This is a genomic window from Allobosea sp. GW822-FHT05A11, assembly GCF_058800455.1.
The window spans coordinates 739,247-754,137 of the sequence record NZ_JBXAMI010000001.1 but is presented as its reverse complement, the minus strand read 5'-3'; the positions used below and the strand labels follow the sequence as shown (position 1 = coordinate 754,137).

The window sequence follows — 14,891 nt, the reverse complement described above, 5'->3', positions numbered from 1 at the left end:
GGTTGGTGCGAGGCCGCGAGGCTCCGCTGAGGTCAGCCCTGATCTGGCAGCCGATGAAGGTCAAATCCGGGCAGGGGCGGCAGGTTCCGCTGCGATAGCGCGAGAACCTTGAACAAATCGCCCATGCCGGTCTCGCCCGGAGCGATCAGGCGGTCGAAGGCGGCGGAAATGGCCACCCGCTGCTCGGCGTCCGCCTTGAGCGACAGCGCCTGCGCCCGCTGCGGCAGCCCCAGCGCCAGCAGGAAATCGCGTTGCGTCGCCGGCCCGTGCAAGGCGGCACCGGCCTTGAACGCCGCCTGCCCTATGCGCTCGAAATCGACATGGACTGTCAGGTCCGCCTCGCCGGGCTCAGCGAGCGGATCGACGAATTCATGCCGCTTCATGGCCTGCAGCGTATCGCCGAACCCCGAGCGCGCCGAACCGTAGTCGACGAACAGAGCCACCCCGCCTTGCGATGCCAGATGACCGGCAAGCTGCGTGACGATGTCGAGGGCGATGGCAGGCTGCTCGAATACGGAGCCGGCAGCTGCAGCGACCTTCAGGGTGCCTTCGCCGACAGCAGCCAGACCGAAGGTGAGTTCTCCGTCATCGCCAAGCCCGACCAGCCGCTCGCGCCACCCCTCCGGGGTCATCACGAACTGGTCGAGCGGCAAGGCGTCGAGGAACTCGTTGGCGATCACGGCCACCGGGCCTTCGAGGGCGCCGGCAATCGCATCGTGCCAGACCGGCTCGAAATCCTTGAGCGTCGCCGCCTGCCGGGCACGCAGGACCGGGCTGGTCTCGACGAGATGCACCGAGAGCGCCGCATGGAAGCCCGACACGATCCGCGTCGCCCGGAGCATGTCGGCCATCAGCGTGCCGCGTCCCGGCCCGAGCTCGACGAGCCGGAACCGCGCCGGCGCGCCCATCGCCTGCCAGGCATGGGCAGCCCATAGCCCGACCAGCTCGCCGAACATCTGGCTGATCTCGGGCGCCGTGGTGAAATCGCCCTCAGTCCCCAGAGGGTCGCGCGTCATGTAGTAGCCGTGGCGGGGATGGCCGAGCGCCAGCGCCATGTAGCGGCCGATGCCGATCGGCCCCTCCTGCCGGATCAGGTCGATGATCTCGGCCTTGAGCGTGGTCACGCCCGCGCCTCGCCGGGCGTCTCGCGCCGGCTGCGCAGCACCAGCCACAGGCCGGCGAAGAACACCGGCAGCGACAGCAGCATGCCCATGGTGATGCCGCCCGAGAGCGCATCGACCGACGTGCCGAACAGGAAGCCGAGCTGCGGATCGGGCTCGCGGAAGAACTCGCAGACGATGCGGGCGACCGCGTAGCCCATGCCGAAGACGCCGGCGACCAGGCCCGGCCGCCTGAAGCCGCCGAAGCGGACCAGCAGGTTGACCAGCACGAAGAGCAGGAGCCCCTCGGCGAAGGCCTCGTAGAGCTGGCTCGGATGGCGCGGCAGCGGCCCGCCATTCGGGAAGACCATGGCATAAGGGAAATCGGGCGCCGGACGGCCCCAGAGCTCGCCATTGATGAAATTGGCGATGCGCCCGAGCAGGAGCCCGATCGGCACCACCGCGGCAGCGAGGTCAAAGACCGACAGGGCCGGATAGCCACGCCGCCTGGCGAAGAGCCACAGGCCCAGCGTCGCGCCGATCAGGCCGCCATGAAAGGACATGCCGCCCTGCCAGATCGCCAGGATGTCCTGCGGCCGCTCGAGATAGCGTGGCAGATCGTAGAACAGCACGAATCCGGTGCGTCCGCCGAGCACCACGCCGAAGGCGACGAAGAGCAGCATATCGTCGAGTTCGACGGCTTGAGGCCGAGCCCGCCCGGCCCAGAGCCAGTCCGAGGCCACGAGCTTGCGCGCATACCACCAGCCGCCGAGCAGCCCGACGACATAGGCAAGCCCGTACCATTTGATCGCCAGCGGCCCGAGCTGCACCGCGACGGGGTCGATCATCGGGAAGGGAATGGCAAAGACGGGCATGGCGAGGTCCGGCGGCGGGCGCGGCGAGATGGCCGCGCGCCCGCTCAATGGTCAAGGAAAAAGGCTGGCGCGTGGCGCCCTCGCTCAGAGCTTGACGATCAGCTTGCCGAAATTCCGGCCCTCCAGCAGGCCGATGAAGGCCTCGGGCGCGTTCTCCAGGCCCGCAACGATGTCTTCCTTGTACTTGACCGCGCCCTCCGCGATCCAGCGCGCCATCTCCTCCCGGAAGGTCGGCGCCTGCGCGGCGGCGAATTCGCGCTGGATGAAGCCGCGGATCGTCAGGCTCTTCGACAGGACGTCGCGCATCATCCCCGGCAGCCGGTCCGGCCCGGGAAACGCGCCGCTGGCATTGTATTGCGCCACGAGGCCGCAGACCGGGATGCGTGCGAACGTATTGAGCAGCGGGAAGACCGCATCCCAGACATGGCCGCCGACATTCTCGAAATAGACGTCGATGCCATCGGGGCAGGCCGCCGCGAGCTTGGCCGCCATATCGGGATCGCGATGGTCGATCACGGCGTCGAAACCGAAGGTATCGCGCACGAAGGCGCATTTCTCGGGGCCGCCGGCAATGCCCACCGCCCGCGCGCCCTTGATCCGCGCGATCTGCCCGACCGCCGAGCCGACCGGCCCGCTCGCCGCCGCGACGACGACCGTCTCGCCCGGCTTGGGCTGGCCGATGGTGAGCAGGCCGGCATAGGCGGTGAAGCCTGGCATGCCGAGCACGCCGAGCGCCGTCGTCAGCGGCGCAGCTTTCGGGTCGAGCTTGCGCAGTTGCGCGGCGTTCGCGACCGCATGCGACTGCCAGCCGGAATGGGAGAGAACGATATCGCCGGGCTTGAAGGCGGAATCTCGGCTCTCGATCACCTCGCCGACGGTCCCGCCCTCCATCGGCTGCCCGATCTCGGTGGCGGCAGCATAGGATTTCGCCGCGCTCATCCGTCCGCGCATATAGGGGTCGAGCGAGAGATAGAGGATTTTGAGCAGCACCTGCCCGTCGCCCATCGCCGGGATGGCGACGTGCTCAAGCCGGAAGTTCTGCGGGGCGGGGCGGCCTTCCGGACGGGAGGCGAGAACGATTCGAGCGCTGTCGGACTGGGACATGGGTTTCGATCCTCGGTGATATCGGCGCGAGCCTGTCTCAATCATATTGGCGCAGCCTGAGACGGAGGGCAGTCCCCTCGCCCTGCATTCGCAGCCGGCGCGGGCGCGTCGATGACATGGCAATCGGTGAGCCGGGCTTCGCTCAGCCGCGGCTGTGGCGCTCGCGCAACCGGTCGAAGGCAGAGGGCCGCATCCGCGCCTGCCATGCGGCGATGACCGCGTCGGCATTGGCCTCCTTGTCCTGCATCGCATCCACCTCGGCATCGTAGAGGCAGTAGGAATGGATGCGGTGGAAGTCGCGCCGGGCATCGCCGAGCGGCCTGTCGCCCCGTTCCCGCTCGCGCCGTTCGAGTTCTTCGAGCGGGCAATGCACACCGACGAAGAAGACGTCATGCCCGGCGAGCGTGTCGACGAGCCGCAGGAGCCAGGCCTCGCTTTCCATGATGTGCTCGACGACGAGGTCGTTGCCAGCCGCGACATAGGCGGCGAGCGAGCGTTCGAAGCCGTGGAAGAAGGCTTCTCGCATAGTCCGCCAGTCGAATTCCCCGCTCTTGATCCGGGCGCTCGGCAGCACGCCGGAATCGCGGAGATGGTCGATCGAGATATGCCAGAACGGCTGGTCGATCCGCGCCTGTATGGCGCGCGCCAGCGAGGACTTGCCGCTGCTCGACGCGCCGTTGAGCAGGATGATCTGGCCGGATCCGGCAGCGGTCATTCTTCCCGCTCCGGCGGTGCTTCGGTTTCGAGCGTCGCCAGAAGCTCCTTCAGAAGTTCCGCCAAGGCCGCTCGCTTGGCCGGGTCGAGACTTGCGAGGAACTGCGCCTCGCTCGCCATGTCGGCGCGCAGCGCTTCCTCGGCCCGCCGGAAGCCCAGCTCGGTCAGGACGACGAGGAGGCTGCGCCCGTCCTCCGCCGATTTCTCGCGGCGGATCAGCCCGGCTTTCTCCAGCCGCCCCAGCCGGTGCGTCAGCCCGCCGGAGGTGATCATCAGGAAGCGATAGAGCGCTGTCGGCGTCAGTCGATAAGGCGGCCCGCTGCGGCGCAAGGTGCTGATGACGTCGAATTCGCCACGATCGAGGCCGAACCCGGCGAAGGTCTCCTCGATGCTCGGCCGCACGAGATTGGACAGCCGATAAGCCCGCCCCAGGATCGCGGTGGGCGTCGTATCGAGGTCCGGCAATTCGCGGGCCCATTGCGCCCTGACCCGCTCGACATGATCCATCTTCGTCATCGCCTGCCCTTTCCCATCCCCCCTCTGCCTCACAGCCGGCTTCGCGCCAAGAGATATCTTGACATGAAGATAGTTTCAGATAATTATCTTAGCACAAAGATAATTTGGAGGAGATGGTGATGACGACGGCGATCGACAGCGACATCCTGCGCAGCGGCACGAGCCGGACAGCGAAATTCGAGGGCGGCGGCTATGGCTCGCAGGTCTCGTTCTTCCTGGTCGACAACGAGCCGGGCCAGGGGCCGGGCCTGCATGTCCATCCGTATTCGGAAACCTGGGTGATCCGGTCCGGCGAGGCGGAATTCACGGTCGGCCGGGAAAAGCTGCGGGCCGGCGCGGGGGCAATCGTGGTCGGCCCGGCCGGAATCCCTCACAAATTCGTCAATATCGGCTCGGGAAGGCTGGAGCTCATCTGCATCCACGCCAACGACGCTATCGTTCAGGATTGGGTCGGGGAAGGAGCTGCCGCCTGAGCGCGCACAGAACTGCCGTTGTGCGAAACGAATTGCGCCGGCTGACGACGCCGCGCCGCCCTAAGGGCGCAATACGCGATCGCGGTGGCGTACGAAATGCAAGGGCGGCGCATCGTGGCGCCTGCCCTTGGTCATCATCAGCGAAGCTTCAGAGAGATTTCGCAGCGGCCTTGCGCGGCCGCTTTGTCGCCGCCTCGCTGCGTGAGGCAGCCGCCTTGGCCGCAGCCTCCTCGGCATCCCGGGCAAGGCGCAGGGCCCGCAACTTTTCGGTCTTCAGGCGGGTCTGGCTGGCCTGATCCTCAAGCGCCTGCCACGCAACAAGGGCATCCTTCTTGCGCTGCTCGGTGGTCTCGAAAGCCGCCTGCGCCCGAGCCTTGATCTCGTCCAGCTTCATGTTGCGGCTCGACATTCGAAACTCCTTACTCAACAGGCCCCAATTGGTCTCCGCCGATCAGATGGAGGGAGGACGCGGTGCTCCGGCTCCGGGGCCAGCTCCGGGACGGCCCTTGCCGAGGGGAAGCTTGCGCTTCGGCGCCGGCAGCAGGCCTTCGCGCTGCGCCTGCTTGCGGGCAGCCTTCTTGGCGCGGCGAACCGCCTCGCCCTGCTCACGCACGCGTCGTTCGGACGGCTTCTCATAGGCGCGGCGCTGCTTCATCTCGCGAAACACGCCTTCGCGCTGCAGCTTCTTCTTCAGAACGCGGAGCGCCTGCTCGACATTATTGTCCCGAACGAGAACTTGCATGGTTGTCCTTTCCAAAAACACAAAAGGGCCGGGCTTGTTGGTCCCGACCCTTCGACTTAACCGCTGGTGCGAAACTTCGTGTCGCGGCGCCGGTACATCCGTGGTCGCCTCAAAGCGTCGTCGTTCCGCCTCCCAGGCGGTTACTCGGCCCGCAGGTTGTCGGCCGAGCTCTTGCCCGAACGCTTGTCCTGGACGATCTCGTACGAGATCTTCTGGCCTTCGCGCAGATCGCGCATGCCGGCACGCTCGACAGCGCTGATGTGAACGAACACATCCTGGCCGCCATCGTCAGGCTGAATGAAACCGAAACCCTTGGTGGCGTTGAACCACTTAACCGAACCAGAAGCCATATGAGCCTCCCGCAAACATGTTTATCCAAGCCCCATGGAAAACATGCGGCAGTGAGTTCGATAAAAGGAAGAAAATCATCAGCATGTCGCGCTCGAAAGCAGCGAATGGCCAAGTCATCGGGCCTAAATCGAAATTAACAATTAGGCCATGGCCGCCCTGATGTCAATCAGCGGCGGGATGGCTGCTCCGGGAAACGAAAAAGGCGCAGCATGAAAAGCCGCGAACAACGATGAGAAACCATCGCCGATCGTGAAACGCTGCCGGTTTCATCGAGGATGTGCCTCGGCGGCGCCGCCGCATCCGCTCTCCTGACATGACGAAGCCGCTGCGGCATCCTACATGGAGGCCGAAAATACAGAGATCAAGAGTACAGAAGCGCATGAGTCGCGAACGCCAGGACGATCTGCCCCAGGACGAGTTCGAGGACGAGGAGGACACCCTCCCCGCGCCCGAAGCCGCGCTCGTCCTCGCGGAAGCCGCTCCCGGCGCGCTCAAGGCCGGCATCGAGGTCATCCAGCAATTCGCGAAGCACCTGCCGAACAGGCCCGGCGTCTACCGGATGTTCGATCGCGCCGGCGAGGTGCTCTATGTCGGCAAGGCCAAGAGCCTGAAGAACCGCGTGACCTCCTATGCCCGCGGCATGGCGCATACCAATGCCGTCGCCCGGATGATCGCCGAGACGGCGAATATGGAGTTCGTCACCACCGGCACCGAGACCGAGGCCCTGCTGCTCGAATCGAACCTGATCAAGCAGCTCCGGCCACGCTACAACGTGCTGCTGCGCGACGACAAGTCGTTCCCCTATATCCTCCTGACCGGCGGCGAGCACGACGCTCCCGCGATCCTGAAGCATCGCGGCTCGCGCCATCGCAAGGGCGACTATTTCGGCCCCTTCGCCTCGGTCTGGGCGGTGACGCGGACCATCGACGCGCTGCAGAAGGCCTTCCTGATCCGCACCTGCTCGGATTCCTTCTACGAGAACCGCACGCGCCCCTGCCTGCTCTTCCAGATCAAGCGCTGCGCCGGCCCCTGCACCGGCGAGATCTCGATTCCTGACTATCAGGCGCTCGCCGGCCAGGCCCGCGACTTCCTCTCCGGCCGCTCCTCCGCGGTGAAACAGCTTCTCTCCGCCCGGATGCAGGTCGCCGCGGAAGAGCTCGAATTCGAGAAGGCCGCGCGCTATCGCGACCGCCTCGCCGCGCTCTCCGCGGTGCAGGCCGGGCAGGACATCAATACGCAAGGGGTCGAGGAGGCCGACGTCTTCGCCATCGACGAGCAGGCCGGGCAGTTCTGCGTCGAGATCTTCTTCTTCCGCAACCACCAGAACTGGGGCAACCGCGCCCTCTTCCCACGTGCCGATCGCTCCTTGACGCCGGCCGAGGTGCTCGCCTCCGTCGTCGCCCAGTTCTACGACGACAAGCCGCCGCCGCGCCTCGTGCTACTCTCGCATCCGGTCGAGGAAATCGAGTTGATCGGCCAGGCGCTCACGGCACGCGCCGGCCGCAAGGTCGAGGTCGCACATCCCAAGCGCGGCGAACGCGCCGACCTGATGGCCCATGCCGTCAAGAACGCCCGCGAGGCGCTCGCGCGCAAGCTCGCCGACAATGCCGGCCAGACCGCCCTGCTCGCCACGCTCGGCGCCGCCTTCGGCATGGAGACACCGCCGCGCCGGGTCGAGGTCTACGACAACTCGCACATCATGGGCACCAACGCCGTCGGCGGCATGATCGTCGCCGGGCCGGACGGCTTCGTGAAGAACCAATACCGCACCTTCAACATCTCGACCGACACCATCGCTGGCGACGATTTCGGCATGATGCGCGAGGTGCTGACGCGCCGATTCGCGAAGCTGGCGAGGGAAGAAGGCATTGCCCTGAGCCCTCATCCTGAGGGGGTCGCGAACGCGGCCGCCTCGAAGGATGCTCCAGGGGGCGACGAAGCCGTGACGATCGCCCTCGGGGAGACACCTGACGACGCTTCCCAGGGTGAGACCCCGCCAAAGAAGGCGCGCAAGGCGCCGAAACCCCGCAAGGACGAGGACGGTTTCCCCTCCCGTCCCGATCTCGTCATCGTCGACGGCGGCAAGGGCCAGTTCACCGCCGCGCTCAAGATCATGAAGGAGCTAGGTGCCTCCGACATCCCGCTCGTCGCCATCGCCAAGGGGGAAGACCGCAACGCCATGCGCGAGACCTTCCACATGGCCGGCCGTGAGCCCTTCAAGCTGCAGCCGCGCGACCCTGCGCTCTATTTCATCCAGCGCCTGCGCGACGAAGCCCACCGCTTCGCCATCGGCACGCACCGCGCCAAGCGCAAGCGCGAGACGATGAAGAACCCGCTCGACGAGATCCCCGGCATCGGCCCGTCACGCAAGCGGGCGCTGCTGCTGCATTTCGGCACGGTGAAGGCGATCCAGCGCGCCAAGCTCGACGACCTGATGCGAACCCCCGGCGTCAATGCCGCGACGGCCAAGGCGGTGCATGATTTCTTTCATGATGCGTAGAGCATTGCGCGAAAAAGTGGGAACCGGTTTTTCGCAGCAGCAATGCTCCATTATATCAAGAGCGAGCACGTTTTTCGCCTTCGGACGCCTGCGTCCGAAGGCGACGTGGTCGCGAAGTTCTGCCACATTCACGCTGTTGCGTGTTGACGCTGCTGCCGCCGCCTTGCTTTGGTGCATCCCGTGACGATTCTTCCAGACGCCATCAGGCGGCGCGGCCCCTGGTCGCTGCCCAACCTCCTCACCTACGGGCGGATCCTGGCGATCCCAGCCCTGGTGGCGATCCTGTTCTGGCCGCGCGACGACTGGATGCGCTGGCTCGCGCTGGGAATCTACACGCTCGCCGCCATCACCGACTATCTCGACGGCTACATCGCGCGGGCCTGGAGCCAGCAATCGGCGATCGGCCGCATGCTCGACCCGATCGCCGACAAGCTGCTCGTCGCCGCCCTGCTGCTGATGCTGGTCTATACCGGCCAGATCGAGGGCTGGACGCTCTGGGCCGCGATCGTCATCCTCTGCCGCGAGATCCTGGTCTCGGGGCTTCGCGAATTCCTGGCCGATCTCAAGGTCAGCGTTCCCGTCAGCAAGGTCGCCAAGTGGAAGACGACGGCGCAGCTCTTCGCGCTCGGCTTCCTCGTCGTCGGCCCGGCCGGCGACAAGGTCCTGCCCGGCAACACCACGATCGGCATCGTCCTGCTCTGGGCCGCTGCCGGCCTGACGATCTATACCGGCTGGGACTATTTCAACGCCGGCATCCGCCATCTCGTCGCAGAGGACGAGCGCACGCCATGAGCACCACGACCGCCACCGCAGCGGCGGGCACACGGCCCGTCCGCATCGTCTATTTCGCCTGGGTGCGCGAGCGCGTCGGCCTGCCCGAGGAGACGCTCGACATCCCCGCCGATCTCACCACCATCGCCGATCTCGTGCGTTGGCTGAAGGCGCGCGGCGAGGGTTATGAGACGGCCTTCGCCGACGAAACCATCGTGCGTGCCGCGCTCGACCATGTCCATGCCAAGCCGCAGGCTCGGCTCGGCGCTGCCCGCGAGATCGCGTTCTTCCCGCCAATGACGGGCGGCTAGGCCGTGATCTCTCCCCTCGTCCGCATCCAGCACGAGGACTTCTCGCTTCAGGACGAGATCGACGCGCTGTCGGCCGGTCGCGCCGATATCGGCGCCGTCGTCTCCTTCACCGGGCTCTGCCGCGACGAGGCCGGCACGCTCGCCGCGCTCGAACTTGAGCATTATCCGGGCATGGCCGAGGCCGAGATCACCCGTGTCGCTAACGAAGCTGCCAGCCGCTGGCCGCTGCTCGGCCTCGTCGCGATCCATCGTTACGGGCTGGTCCGGCCAGGCGAGCAGATCGTGCTGGTGCTGGCGGCTTCGGCCCACCGCCGCGCCGCCTTCGAGGCCGCCGATTTCATGATGGACTACCTCAAGACCCGCGCCCCGTTCTGGAAGCGCGAACACCATGCCGTCGGCACGCTCGGCGGCTGGGTCGAAGCCAAGGGCGAGGATGACGACGCCGCCCGGCGGTGGGAATAAGCCACAACGTCATTCTCGGGCGGAGCAAAGCTCCGACCCGAGAATCTCATGACGAAAGATCACTGGTTTCCAAGATGCCCGGGTCAAGCCCGGGCATGACGGAGTGGCGTCACGCCGCCTTCGTCTGCGGACGCACCGCAGCCGAATAATCTTCCATGATCACCTTGCCCATGTTGCCGGTGATGAAGTTGTACGGGCCGATCTCGGAGACCAGCGTCACCTCGGCGGCCGAGCCGGTGATGAAACACTCGTTGAAGCTCTCCAGCTCCTCCGGCCGGATGCGGCGCTCGACCACCTCGAAGCCGCGCTGGCGGCAGAGGTCGATCACCGACTGACGGGTGATGCCGTTCAGGAAGCGGTCGGCCAGCGGGGTGTGGATCACGCCGTCCTTGATGAAGAAGATGTTGGCGCCGGTGCATTCGGCGACATTGCCTTCCCAGTCGAGCATCATCGCATCGGCATAGCCGCCGCGCTCCGCCTTGTGCTTGGAGAGCGAGCAGATCATGTAGAGGCCCGCAGCCTTGGCATGAACCGGCGCGCAGGCCGGGTCCGGCCGGCGGTAATCGGCGACGTCGAGGCGGATGCCCTTCAGCTTCGCCGCCATGTCGAACATGCTCGGCCATTCCCACACGGCGATCGCGGTGTGGATCGAATTGTTCATGCCGGACACAGCCATCATTTCCGAACCGCGCCAGGCGACCGGGCGGATATAGGCGTCCTTCAGGCCGTTCTCCTTCAGGCAGAGATATTTGGCCGCGTCGAGCTCGGCGACCGAATAGGGGATCGTGAAATCCATGATCTCGGCCGACTTGTGGAAGCGCTGCGAGTGCTCGGTGCACTTGTAGATCACGCCGTCATAGGAGCGCTCGCCCTCGAAGATGCAGGAGCCGTAATGCAGTCCATGGGTCAGTACGTGAATTCGGGCATCCTTCCACGGCACGAGCTTGCCGTCGAACCAGATGACGCCATCGCGCTGGTCGAAAGGAATGACTGACATGGACCTTCTCCTGGGTGCTCGTTTCCGGAACTCCGGCACAGCCGTTTTCGGAACGCAAGCGCGGGTCTAAAGCTGCGTTGCAGCGAGACGCTTTGAAATAATCGTTCGCTCAGCGCCCTTGACCGGTAATCTTGCGTCTGAGATATGTCAATAAGGCTGACCCAAATTTTTGGAAGGCGCGTTTTGGCCTCACCTTCGTCCGACGCAGAAGACCTGCCGCTCAGGCCCTCCTCCGAGGCGGTGCCGCATGACCTGATCGAGCTCTTGTTCTTCGCCTATCGCGACTTCGTCGGCGACCCCGACCGCATCCTCGCCGATTACGGTTTCGGCCGCGCCCATCATCGCGTCCTGCACTTCGTCCAGCGCCGGCCGGGCCTGACCATCGCCGAACTGCTCGACATCCTGCAGATCACCAAGCAGAGCCTGAACCGCGTCCTCAAGGAGCTGGTCGAGAAGGGCTATATCGAGCAGCGCACCGGCCGGCAGGACAAGCGCCAGCGCCATCTCCACACCACGCCCTCGGGCCAGGATCTGGCGCTGCGCCTCGTCCGTCTCCAGGCGAAGCGCATCAACCGCGCGCTTGAAGGCGCAGCGCCAGAGACCGCAGCCATAGCCGCCCGCTATCTCGCCGCCTTGATCGACCCCGGCGAGCGGCCGAAAGTCGAGCGCCTTCTCGACAAGCCCTAAGCTCACTTAGCGGCGACCGGCTCCGCGCGTTATGCTATGGGAGCCCTGCACCGCGAGCGCGCCGGCCGACACCGGCGCAGGAGAAAGGCGCGAGATGATCGCAACCGAGACCCTGGCGAAGCCGGCCCGCAAGCCCCTGCCCGACGAGGCGCCCCACATCCTCGTTGTCGACGACGACCGGCGCCTGCGCGAATTGCTGGGCCGCTTCCTCGGCGATAACGGCTACCGGGTGACGACGGCGGCCAACGCGGTCGAGGCCGATACACGGCTGGGCAATCTCGTCTTCGACGCGATCGTGCTCGACGTGATGATGCCCGGCGAAAACGGCTTCGACTTCGCGCGCCGCTTCCGCGGTGGCTCCGCCGTGCCGATCCTGATGCTGACCGCCCGCGCCGACGGCAAGGACCGCATCAACGGCCTTGAGATCGGCGTCGACGATTATCTCTCCAAGCCGTTCGAGCCGCGCGAATTGCTGCTGCGGCTCGGCAATATCCTGAAGCGCACGCTCGTCGTCGAAGCCGCGCAATCCGGCACGCGGCCGGATTTCGTCCGCTTCGGCCCCTTCATCTATGGGCTGGCGCGCGGCGAATTGCGCAAGGGCGAGGAGACCATCCGCCTTACCGAGCGCGAGCGCGAGATTCTGACGGCGCTGGCCGAACGCGCCGGCGAGGTCGTGCCGCGCGAGGAGCTGGCGGCGCAGGGCTCGGCCGCCAATGACCGCACCGTCGATGTCCAGATGAACCGTCTGCGCCGCAAGATCGAGCGCGACCAGACCGACCCGCTCTATCTCCAGACCGTGCGCGGTGTCGGCTACAGGCTGGTGACGGATCGCTCGTGACGCCGCTGCAACCCGGCAGGAAAGGCTCGTCTGCGCTGCGCTCCGTCGCGCGTGGATTTGCGCGCGCCTTTGCCGGGCTGGAAAAGGCACTGGACAATCTCGGCAAGGCCGTACGACCGACGATCAAGCGCATCGGCCGGCCCTTGCAGATCATCGCGCGCTACATGCCCAAGGGGCTCTATCCGCGCGCGCTGGTCATCGTCATCGCGCCGGTCGTGCTGCTGCAATCGGTCATCGCCTATGTCTTCATGGAGCGGCACTGGCAGACCGTGACGCAGCGCCTCTCCTCGGCCGTCTCGGCCGACATCGCCATGCTGATCGATGTCTATGAGAGCTATCCGCAGGATGCCGATACCACGACGCTGTCGCGCATCGCGGCCGAGCGGCTCGGGATGGACCTGGACATCATCCCCGATTCCGACCTGCCGGCACCGGGCCCGCGCCCCTTCTTCTCGCTGCTCGACAACGCGCTCTCGACGGAACTCAGCCAGCAGGTCGCCCGCCCGTTCTGGCTCGACACGGTCGGCCGCTCCAGCCTGATCGAGATCCGCGTCAAGCTCGGCAAGGACGTGATGCGCATCCTGACAAGGCGCAATTCGGCCTATGCCTCGAACAGCCATATCTTCCTGCTCTGGATGATCGGGACATCGCTGATCCTCTTGACGATCGCGGTGCTGTTCCTGCGCAACCAGATCCGCCCGATCCTGAAGCTCGCCGATGCGGCCGAAGCCTTCGGCAAGGGCCGCGACGCCGATTTCCGGCCGCGGGGCGCCCGCGAGGTCCGCCGCGCCGGCAATGCCTTCATCGAGATGAAGCGGCGTGTCGAGCGCTCGATCGGCGAGCGTACGACGATGCTGAACGGCGTCAGCCACGACCTGCGCACCATCCTCACCCGTTTCAAGCTCTCGCTCGCCCTGATGGAGCGCTCCTCGGAAATCGAGGCGCTGGAGAAGGACGTCGACGAGATGAGCCGCATGCTCGAGGACTATCTCGCCTTCGCCCGCGGCGACGCCGGCGAGACCGCGGTCGAGGCCGATATCCGCTCCCTGCTAGAGGAATTGAAGTCCGATGCCGAGCGTCAGGGCCACCAGACCGAGCTGACGGTGGTCGGCGATCCGCTCGTCGTGATCCGCCAGGACGCCTTCCGCCGGCTGCTGACCAACCTCGTCTCCAACGCGGCGCGCTACGGCGACCGCATCGCGATCCGGGCGACCCATGATGCGCGCTACCTGATCGTGATGGTCGATGATGACGGCCCCGGCATCCCGCCGGACCAGCGCGAGGAGGTCTTCCGCCCCTTCTTCCGCCTCGACGAGGCCCGCAATGTCGATGGCGGCGGTACGGGGCTCGGCCTTGCCATCGCGCGCGATATCGCCCGCGCCCATGGCGGCGACATCATGCTCGGCGACTCCCCGCTCGGCGGTTTGCGGGCGACCGTCCGGCTGCCGGTCTAGAATCGGCCTCAGCCGGCCCCGATCGGCGCAAGCGCGGGCAATCGCGCCACCGCATGGTCGATGAAGGCGCGCACGCGCGGCGCCGGCGCCCGTCCGCCCGGCACCACGAGCTGCACGGGCAGCGGCGGCGGCTCGAACTCCGCGAGCAGACGGACCAGCGCTCCTGAAGCGAGATCCTCCGCCGCCTGATAGGACAGCACCCGCGCCAGCCCCCGCCCGGCCCGCGCCGCGATCAGCACCGATTCCACCTCGTTGACGATCAGGCGCGGTGTCAGCACCACGGCGCTGCCCGAACGCGGCCCGCCGAAGCGCCAGGTCAGCGTCTGGTTGGCGGCGACGCTCGCGATGGTCTCATGCGTCGCGATGTCGACCGGGCGCCGCAAGGGCGGGCAGCTGGCGAGATAGGACGGCGCGGCGACGAGGATGCGCCGGACCTCGCCGACCTTGCACATCAGCAGGCCGGAATTCGGCAAGGGCCCGATCCGCACCGCGAGCTGCAAATCCTCCTCGATCAGGTCGAGATTCCGGTCCGCCAGCACGAGCTCGACCTGCACCTGCGGGTAACGGTCGAGGAACTCGTTCACCAGCGGCGTGACATGCCGCCGGCCGAAGGAAAGCGGCGCGGTGATGCGCAGAAGGCCGCTGACCGGCTCCGCCGCCGCGACACCGAGCGCCGCCTCGTAATCGACGAGCAGGCGCCGCGCCGTCGCGGCAAGCTGCCGGCCGGCATCGTTCGGGGTCAGCCGCCGTGTCGTCCGCGCGATCAGTTGCGTCCCGACCCGCTCCTCCAGCCCGGCCAGCGCCCGCGTTACGGCCGGGCGAGACTTGCGCAGGCGCCGCGCCGCACCGGCAAGGCTGCCGGCATCGACGATCGCGACGAAGATCGCCAGTTCCTCGATCCGGTCCATCTCATCGTTCCGAAAATCGAAATTCTGAGTTCAACCGATAGCAGATTACAGCAGTTGAGCGAAACGATCATGATGCCCGGCAGAAGCA

The 14,891-nt window shown here is 66.4% G+C and carries 18 protein-coding genes; 8 read left to right on the top strand and 10 right to left on the bottom strand.

The features are described 5' to 3' along the window. Positions 1-32: 32 nt before the first annotated feature. The 5 genes from AC1RLU_RS03665 to AC1RLU_RS03645 form a co-directional block, all read right to left on the bottom strand. Positions 33-1,124 (bottom strand): class I SAM-dependent methyltransferase, encoded by a 1,092-nt coding sequence (locus AC1RLU_RS03665; protein WP_492793912.1) that lies wholly within the window; start codon positions 1,122-1,124, stop codon positions 33-35. Further along, positions 1,121-1,975: a prolipoprotein diacylglyceryl transferase gene (gene lgt, locus AC1RLU_RS03660; RefSeq protein WP_142112881.1), complete on the bottom strand. Its 855-nt coding sequence runs from the start codon at positions 1,973-1,975 to the stop codon at positions 1,121-1,123. Before lgt ends, AC1RLU_RS03665 begins: the two co-directional genes overlap by 4 nt. Before the next feature lie 84 nt (positions 1,976-2,059). Further along, complete coding sequence (curA, locus tag AC1RLU_RS03655; protein ID WP_492793910.1) at positions 2,060-3,079, bottom strand: NADPH-dependent curcumin/dihydrocurcumin reductase; 1,020 nt, start codon at positions 3,077-3,079, stop codon at positions 2,060-2,062. Positions 3,080-3,221: 142 nt separating this feature from the next. After that, on the bottom strand, positions 3,222-3,794 hold the full coding sequence (locus tag AC1RLU_RS03650) for a chloramphenicol phosphotransferase CPT family protein (RefSeq protein ID WP_492793908.1): 573 nt from the start codon (positions 3,792-3,794) through the stop codon (positions 3,222-3,224). After that, positions 3,791-4,309: a MarR family winged helix-turn-helix transcriptional regulator gene (locus tag AC1RLU_RS03645; protein ID WP_492793907.1), complete on the bottom strand. Its 519-nt coding sequence runs from the start codon at positions 4,307-4,309 to the stop codon at positions 3,791-3,793. The genes AC1RLU_RS03650 and AC1RLU_RS03645 overlap by 4 nt, the downstream gene beginning before the upstream one ends. Before the next feature lie 119 nt (positions 4,310-4,428). Between AC1RLU_RS03645 and AC1RLU_RS03640 the strand changes: the two genes are divergently transcribed. Continuing rightward, complete coding sequence (locus AC1RLU_RS03640; protein ID WP_061969460.1) at positions 4,429-4,782, top strand: cupin domain-containing protein; 354 nt, start codon at positions 4,429-4,431, stop codon at positions 4,780-4,782. 148 nt (positions 4,783-4,930) lie between these two features. Here the strand turns inward: AC1RLU_RS03640 and AC1RLU_RS03635 are convergent, their stop codons facing one another. From AC1RLU_RS03635 to AC1RLU_RS03625, 3 genes are all read right to left on the bottom strand, one after another. Then, entirely contained in the window at positions 4,931-5,191 is a 261-nt protein-coding gene (locus tag AC1RLU_RS03635) for a hypothetical protein (RefSeq protein WP_061969462.1), read from the bottom strand. Positions 5,192-5,233: 42 nt separating this feature from the next. After that, a complete protein-coding gene (gene rpsU, locus AC1RLU_RS03630) occupies positions 5,234-5,524 on the bottom strand; it encodes a 30S ribosomal protein S21 (RefSeq protein WP_091856290.1) in 291 nt (96 codons plus the stop codon). Positions 5,525-5,664: 140 nt separating this feature from the next. Beyond that, positions 5,665-5,874, bottom strand: coding sequence for a cold-shock protein (locus AC1RLU_RS03625; protein WP_061969466.1), 210 nt, complete (start codon positions 5,872-5,874; stop codon positions 5,665-5,667). 380 nt (positions 5,875-6,254) lie between these two features. Here AC1RLU_RS03625 and uvrC point away from each other — a divergent pair, with 380 nt between their 5' ends. The 4 genes from uvrC to AC1RLU_RS03605 all read left to right on the top strand — a co-directional run bounded on the left by uvrC (position 6,255) and on the right by AC1RLU_RS03605 (position 9,919). Then, the gene (uvrC, locus tag AC1RLU_RS03620) at positions 6,255-8,375 is read left to right on the top strand and encodes an excinuclease ABC subunit UvrC (RefSeq protein WP_492793905.1); all 2,121 of its coding nucleotides are present in this window, start codon (positions 6,255-6,257) and stop codon (positions 8,373-8,375) included. A gap of 180 nt (positions 8,376-8,555) precedes the next feature. Next, positions 8,556-9,167, top strand: a complete 612-nt coding sequence (pgsA, locus tag AC1RLU_RS03615) for a CDP-diacylglycerol--glycerol-3-phosphate 3-phosphatidyltransferase (RefSeq protein ID WP_061970249.1) — start codon at positions 8,556-8,558, stop codon at positions 9,165-9,167. Beyond that, positions 9,164-9,457 (top strand): molybdopterin converting factor subunit 1, encoded by a 294-nt coding sequence (gene moaD / locus AC1RLU_RS03610; RefSeq protein WP_492793903.1) that lies wholly within the window; start codon positions 9,164-9,166, stop codon positions 9,455-9,457. The genes pgsA and moaD overlap by 4 nt, the downstream gene beginning before the upstream one ends. A gap of 3 nt (positions 9,458-9,460) precedes the next feature. Continuing rightward, complete coding sequence (locus AC1RLU_RS03605) at positions 9,461-9,919, top strand: molybdenum cofactor biosynthesis protein MoaE (protein WP_492793901.1); 459 nt, start codon at positions 9,461-9,463, stop codon at positions 9,917-9,919. A 109-nt stretch (positions 9,920-10,028) separates the two neighbouring features. Here AC1RLU_RS03605 and AC1RLU_RS03600 read toward each other — a convergent pair whose 3' ends face one another. Then, the gene (locus AC1RLU_RS03600; RefSeq protein WP_061969474.1) at positions 10,029-10,916 is read right to left on the bottom strand and encodes a branched-chain amino acid aminotransferase; all 888 of its coding nucleotides are present in this window, start codon (positions 10,914-10,916) and stop codon (positions 10,029-10,031) included. A 183-nt stretch (positions 10,917-11,099) separates the two neighbouring features. On the opposite strand from AC1RLU_RS03600, the gene AC1RLU_RS03595 reads away from it, so the two are divergent. The 3 genes from AC1RLU_RS03595 (at position 11,100) to AC1RLU_RS03585 (ending at position 13,895) form a co-directional block, all read left to right on the top strand. After that, entirely contained in the window at positions 11,100-11,603 is a 504-nt protein-coding gene (locus tag AC1RLU_RS03595) for a MarR family winged helix-turn-helix transcriptional regulator (protein ID WP_492793900.1), read from the top strand. A gap of 94 nt (positions 11,604-11,697) precedes the next feature. Further along, a complete protein-coding gene (locus AC1RLU_RS03590; protein ID WP_492793898.1) occupies positions 11,698-12,441 on the top strand; it encodes a response regulator in 744 nt (247 codons plus the stop codon). Between the two features lie 164 nt (positions 12,442-12,605). Continuing rightward, positions 12,606-13,895, top strand: a complete 1,290-nt coding sequence (locus tag AC1RLU_RS03585; RefSeq protein WP_082617599.1) for an ATP-binding protein — start codon at positions 12,606-12,608, stop codon at positions 13,893-13,895. An 8-nt stretch (positions 13,896-13,903) separates the two neighbouring features. Here the strand turns inward: AC1RLU_RS03585 and AC1RLU_RS03580 are convergent, their stop codons facing one another. Then, positions 13,904-14,803, bottom strand: coding sequence for a LysR family transcriptional regulator (locus AC1RLU_RS03580; protein WP_492793897.1), 900 nt, complete (start codon positions 14,801-14,803; stop codon positions 13,904-13,906). Between the last annotated feature and the right edge of the window lie 88 nt (positions 14,804-14,891).

Bases quoted from the DNA above. Each gene is read 5' to 3' on its own strand.
- lgt (WP_142112881.1), bottom strand. From the start codon at position 1,975: ATGCCCGTCTTTGCCATTCCCTTCCCGATGATCGACCCCGTCGCGGTG.
- curA (WP_492793910.1), bottom strand. From the start codon at position 3,079: ATGTCCCAGTCCGACAGCGCTCGAATCGTTCTCGCCTCCCGTCCGGAA.
- AC1RLU_RS03650 (WP_492793908.1), bottom strand. From the start codon at position 3,794: ATGACCGCTGCCGGATCCGGCCAGATCATCCTGCTCAACGGCGCGTCG.
- AC1RLU_RS03645 (WP_492793907.1), bottom strand. From the start codon at position 4,309: ATGACGAAGATGGATCATGTCGAGCGGGTCAGGGCGCAATGGGCCCGC.
- AC1RLU_RS03640 (WP_061969460.1), top strand. From the start codon at position 4,429: ATGACGACGGCGATCGACAGCGACATCCTGCGCAGCGGCACGAGCCGG.
- AC1RLU_RS03635 (WP_061969462.1), bottom strand. From the start codon at position 5,191: ATGTCGAGCCGCAACATGAAGCTGGACGAGATCAAGGCTCGGGCGCAG.
- rpsU (WP_091856290.1), bottom strand. From the start codon at position 5,524: ATGCAAGTTCTCGTTCGGGACAATAATGTCGAGCAGGCGCTCCGCGTT.
- AC1RLU_RS03625 (WP_061969466.1), bottom strand. From the start codon at position 5,874: ATGGCTTCTGGTTCGGTTAAGTGGTTCAACGCCACCAAGGGTTTCGGT.
- uvrC (WP_492793905.1), top strand. From the start codon at position 6,255: ATGAGTCGCGAACGCCAGGACGATCTGCCCCAGGACGAGTTCGAGGAC.
- moaD (WP_492793903.1), top strand. From the start codon at position 9,164: ATGAGCACCACGACCGCCACCGCAGCGGCGGGCACACGGCCCGTCCGC.
- AC1RLU_RS03600 (WP_061969474.1), bottom strand. From the start codon at position 10,916: ATGTCAGTCATTCCTTTCGACCAGCGCGATGGCGTCATCTGGTTCGAC.
- AC1RLU_RS03590 (WP_492793898.1), top strand. From the start codon at position 11,698: ATGATCGCAACCGAGACCCTGGCGAAGCCGGCCCGCAAGCCCCTGCCC.
- AC1RLU_RS03585 (WP_082617599.1), top strand. From the start codon at position 12,606: ATGCCCAAGGGGCTCTATCCGCGCGCGCTGGTCATCGTCATCGCGCCG.
- AC1RLU_RS03580 (WP_492793897.1), bottom strand. From the start codon at position 14,803: ATGGACCGGATCGAGGAACTGGCGATCTTCGTCGCGATCGTCGATGCC.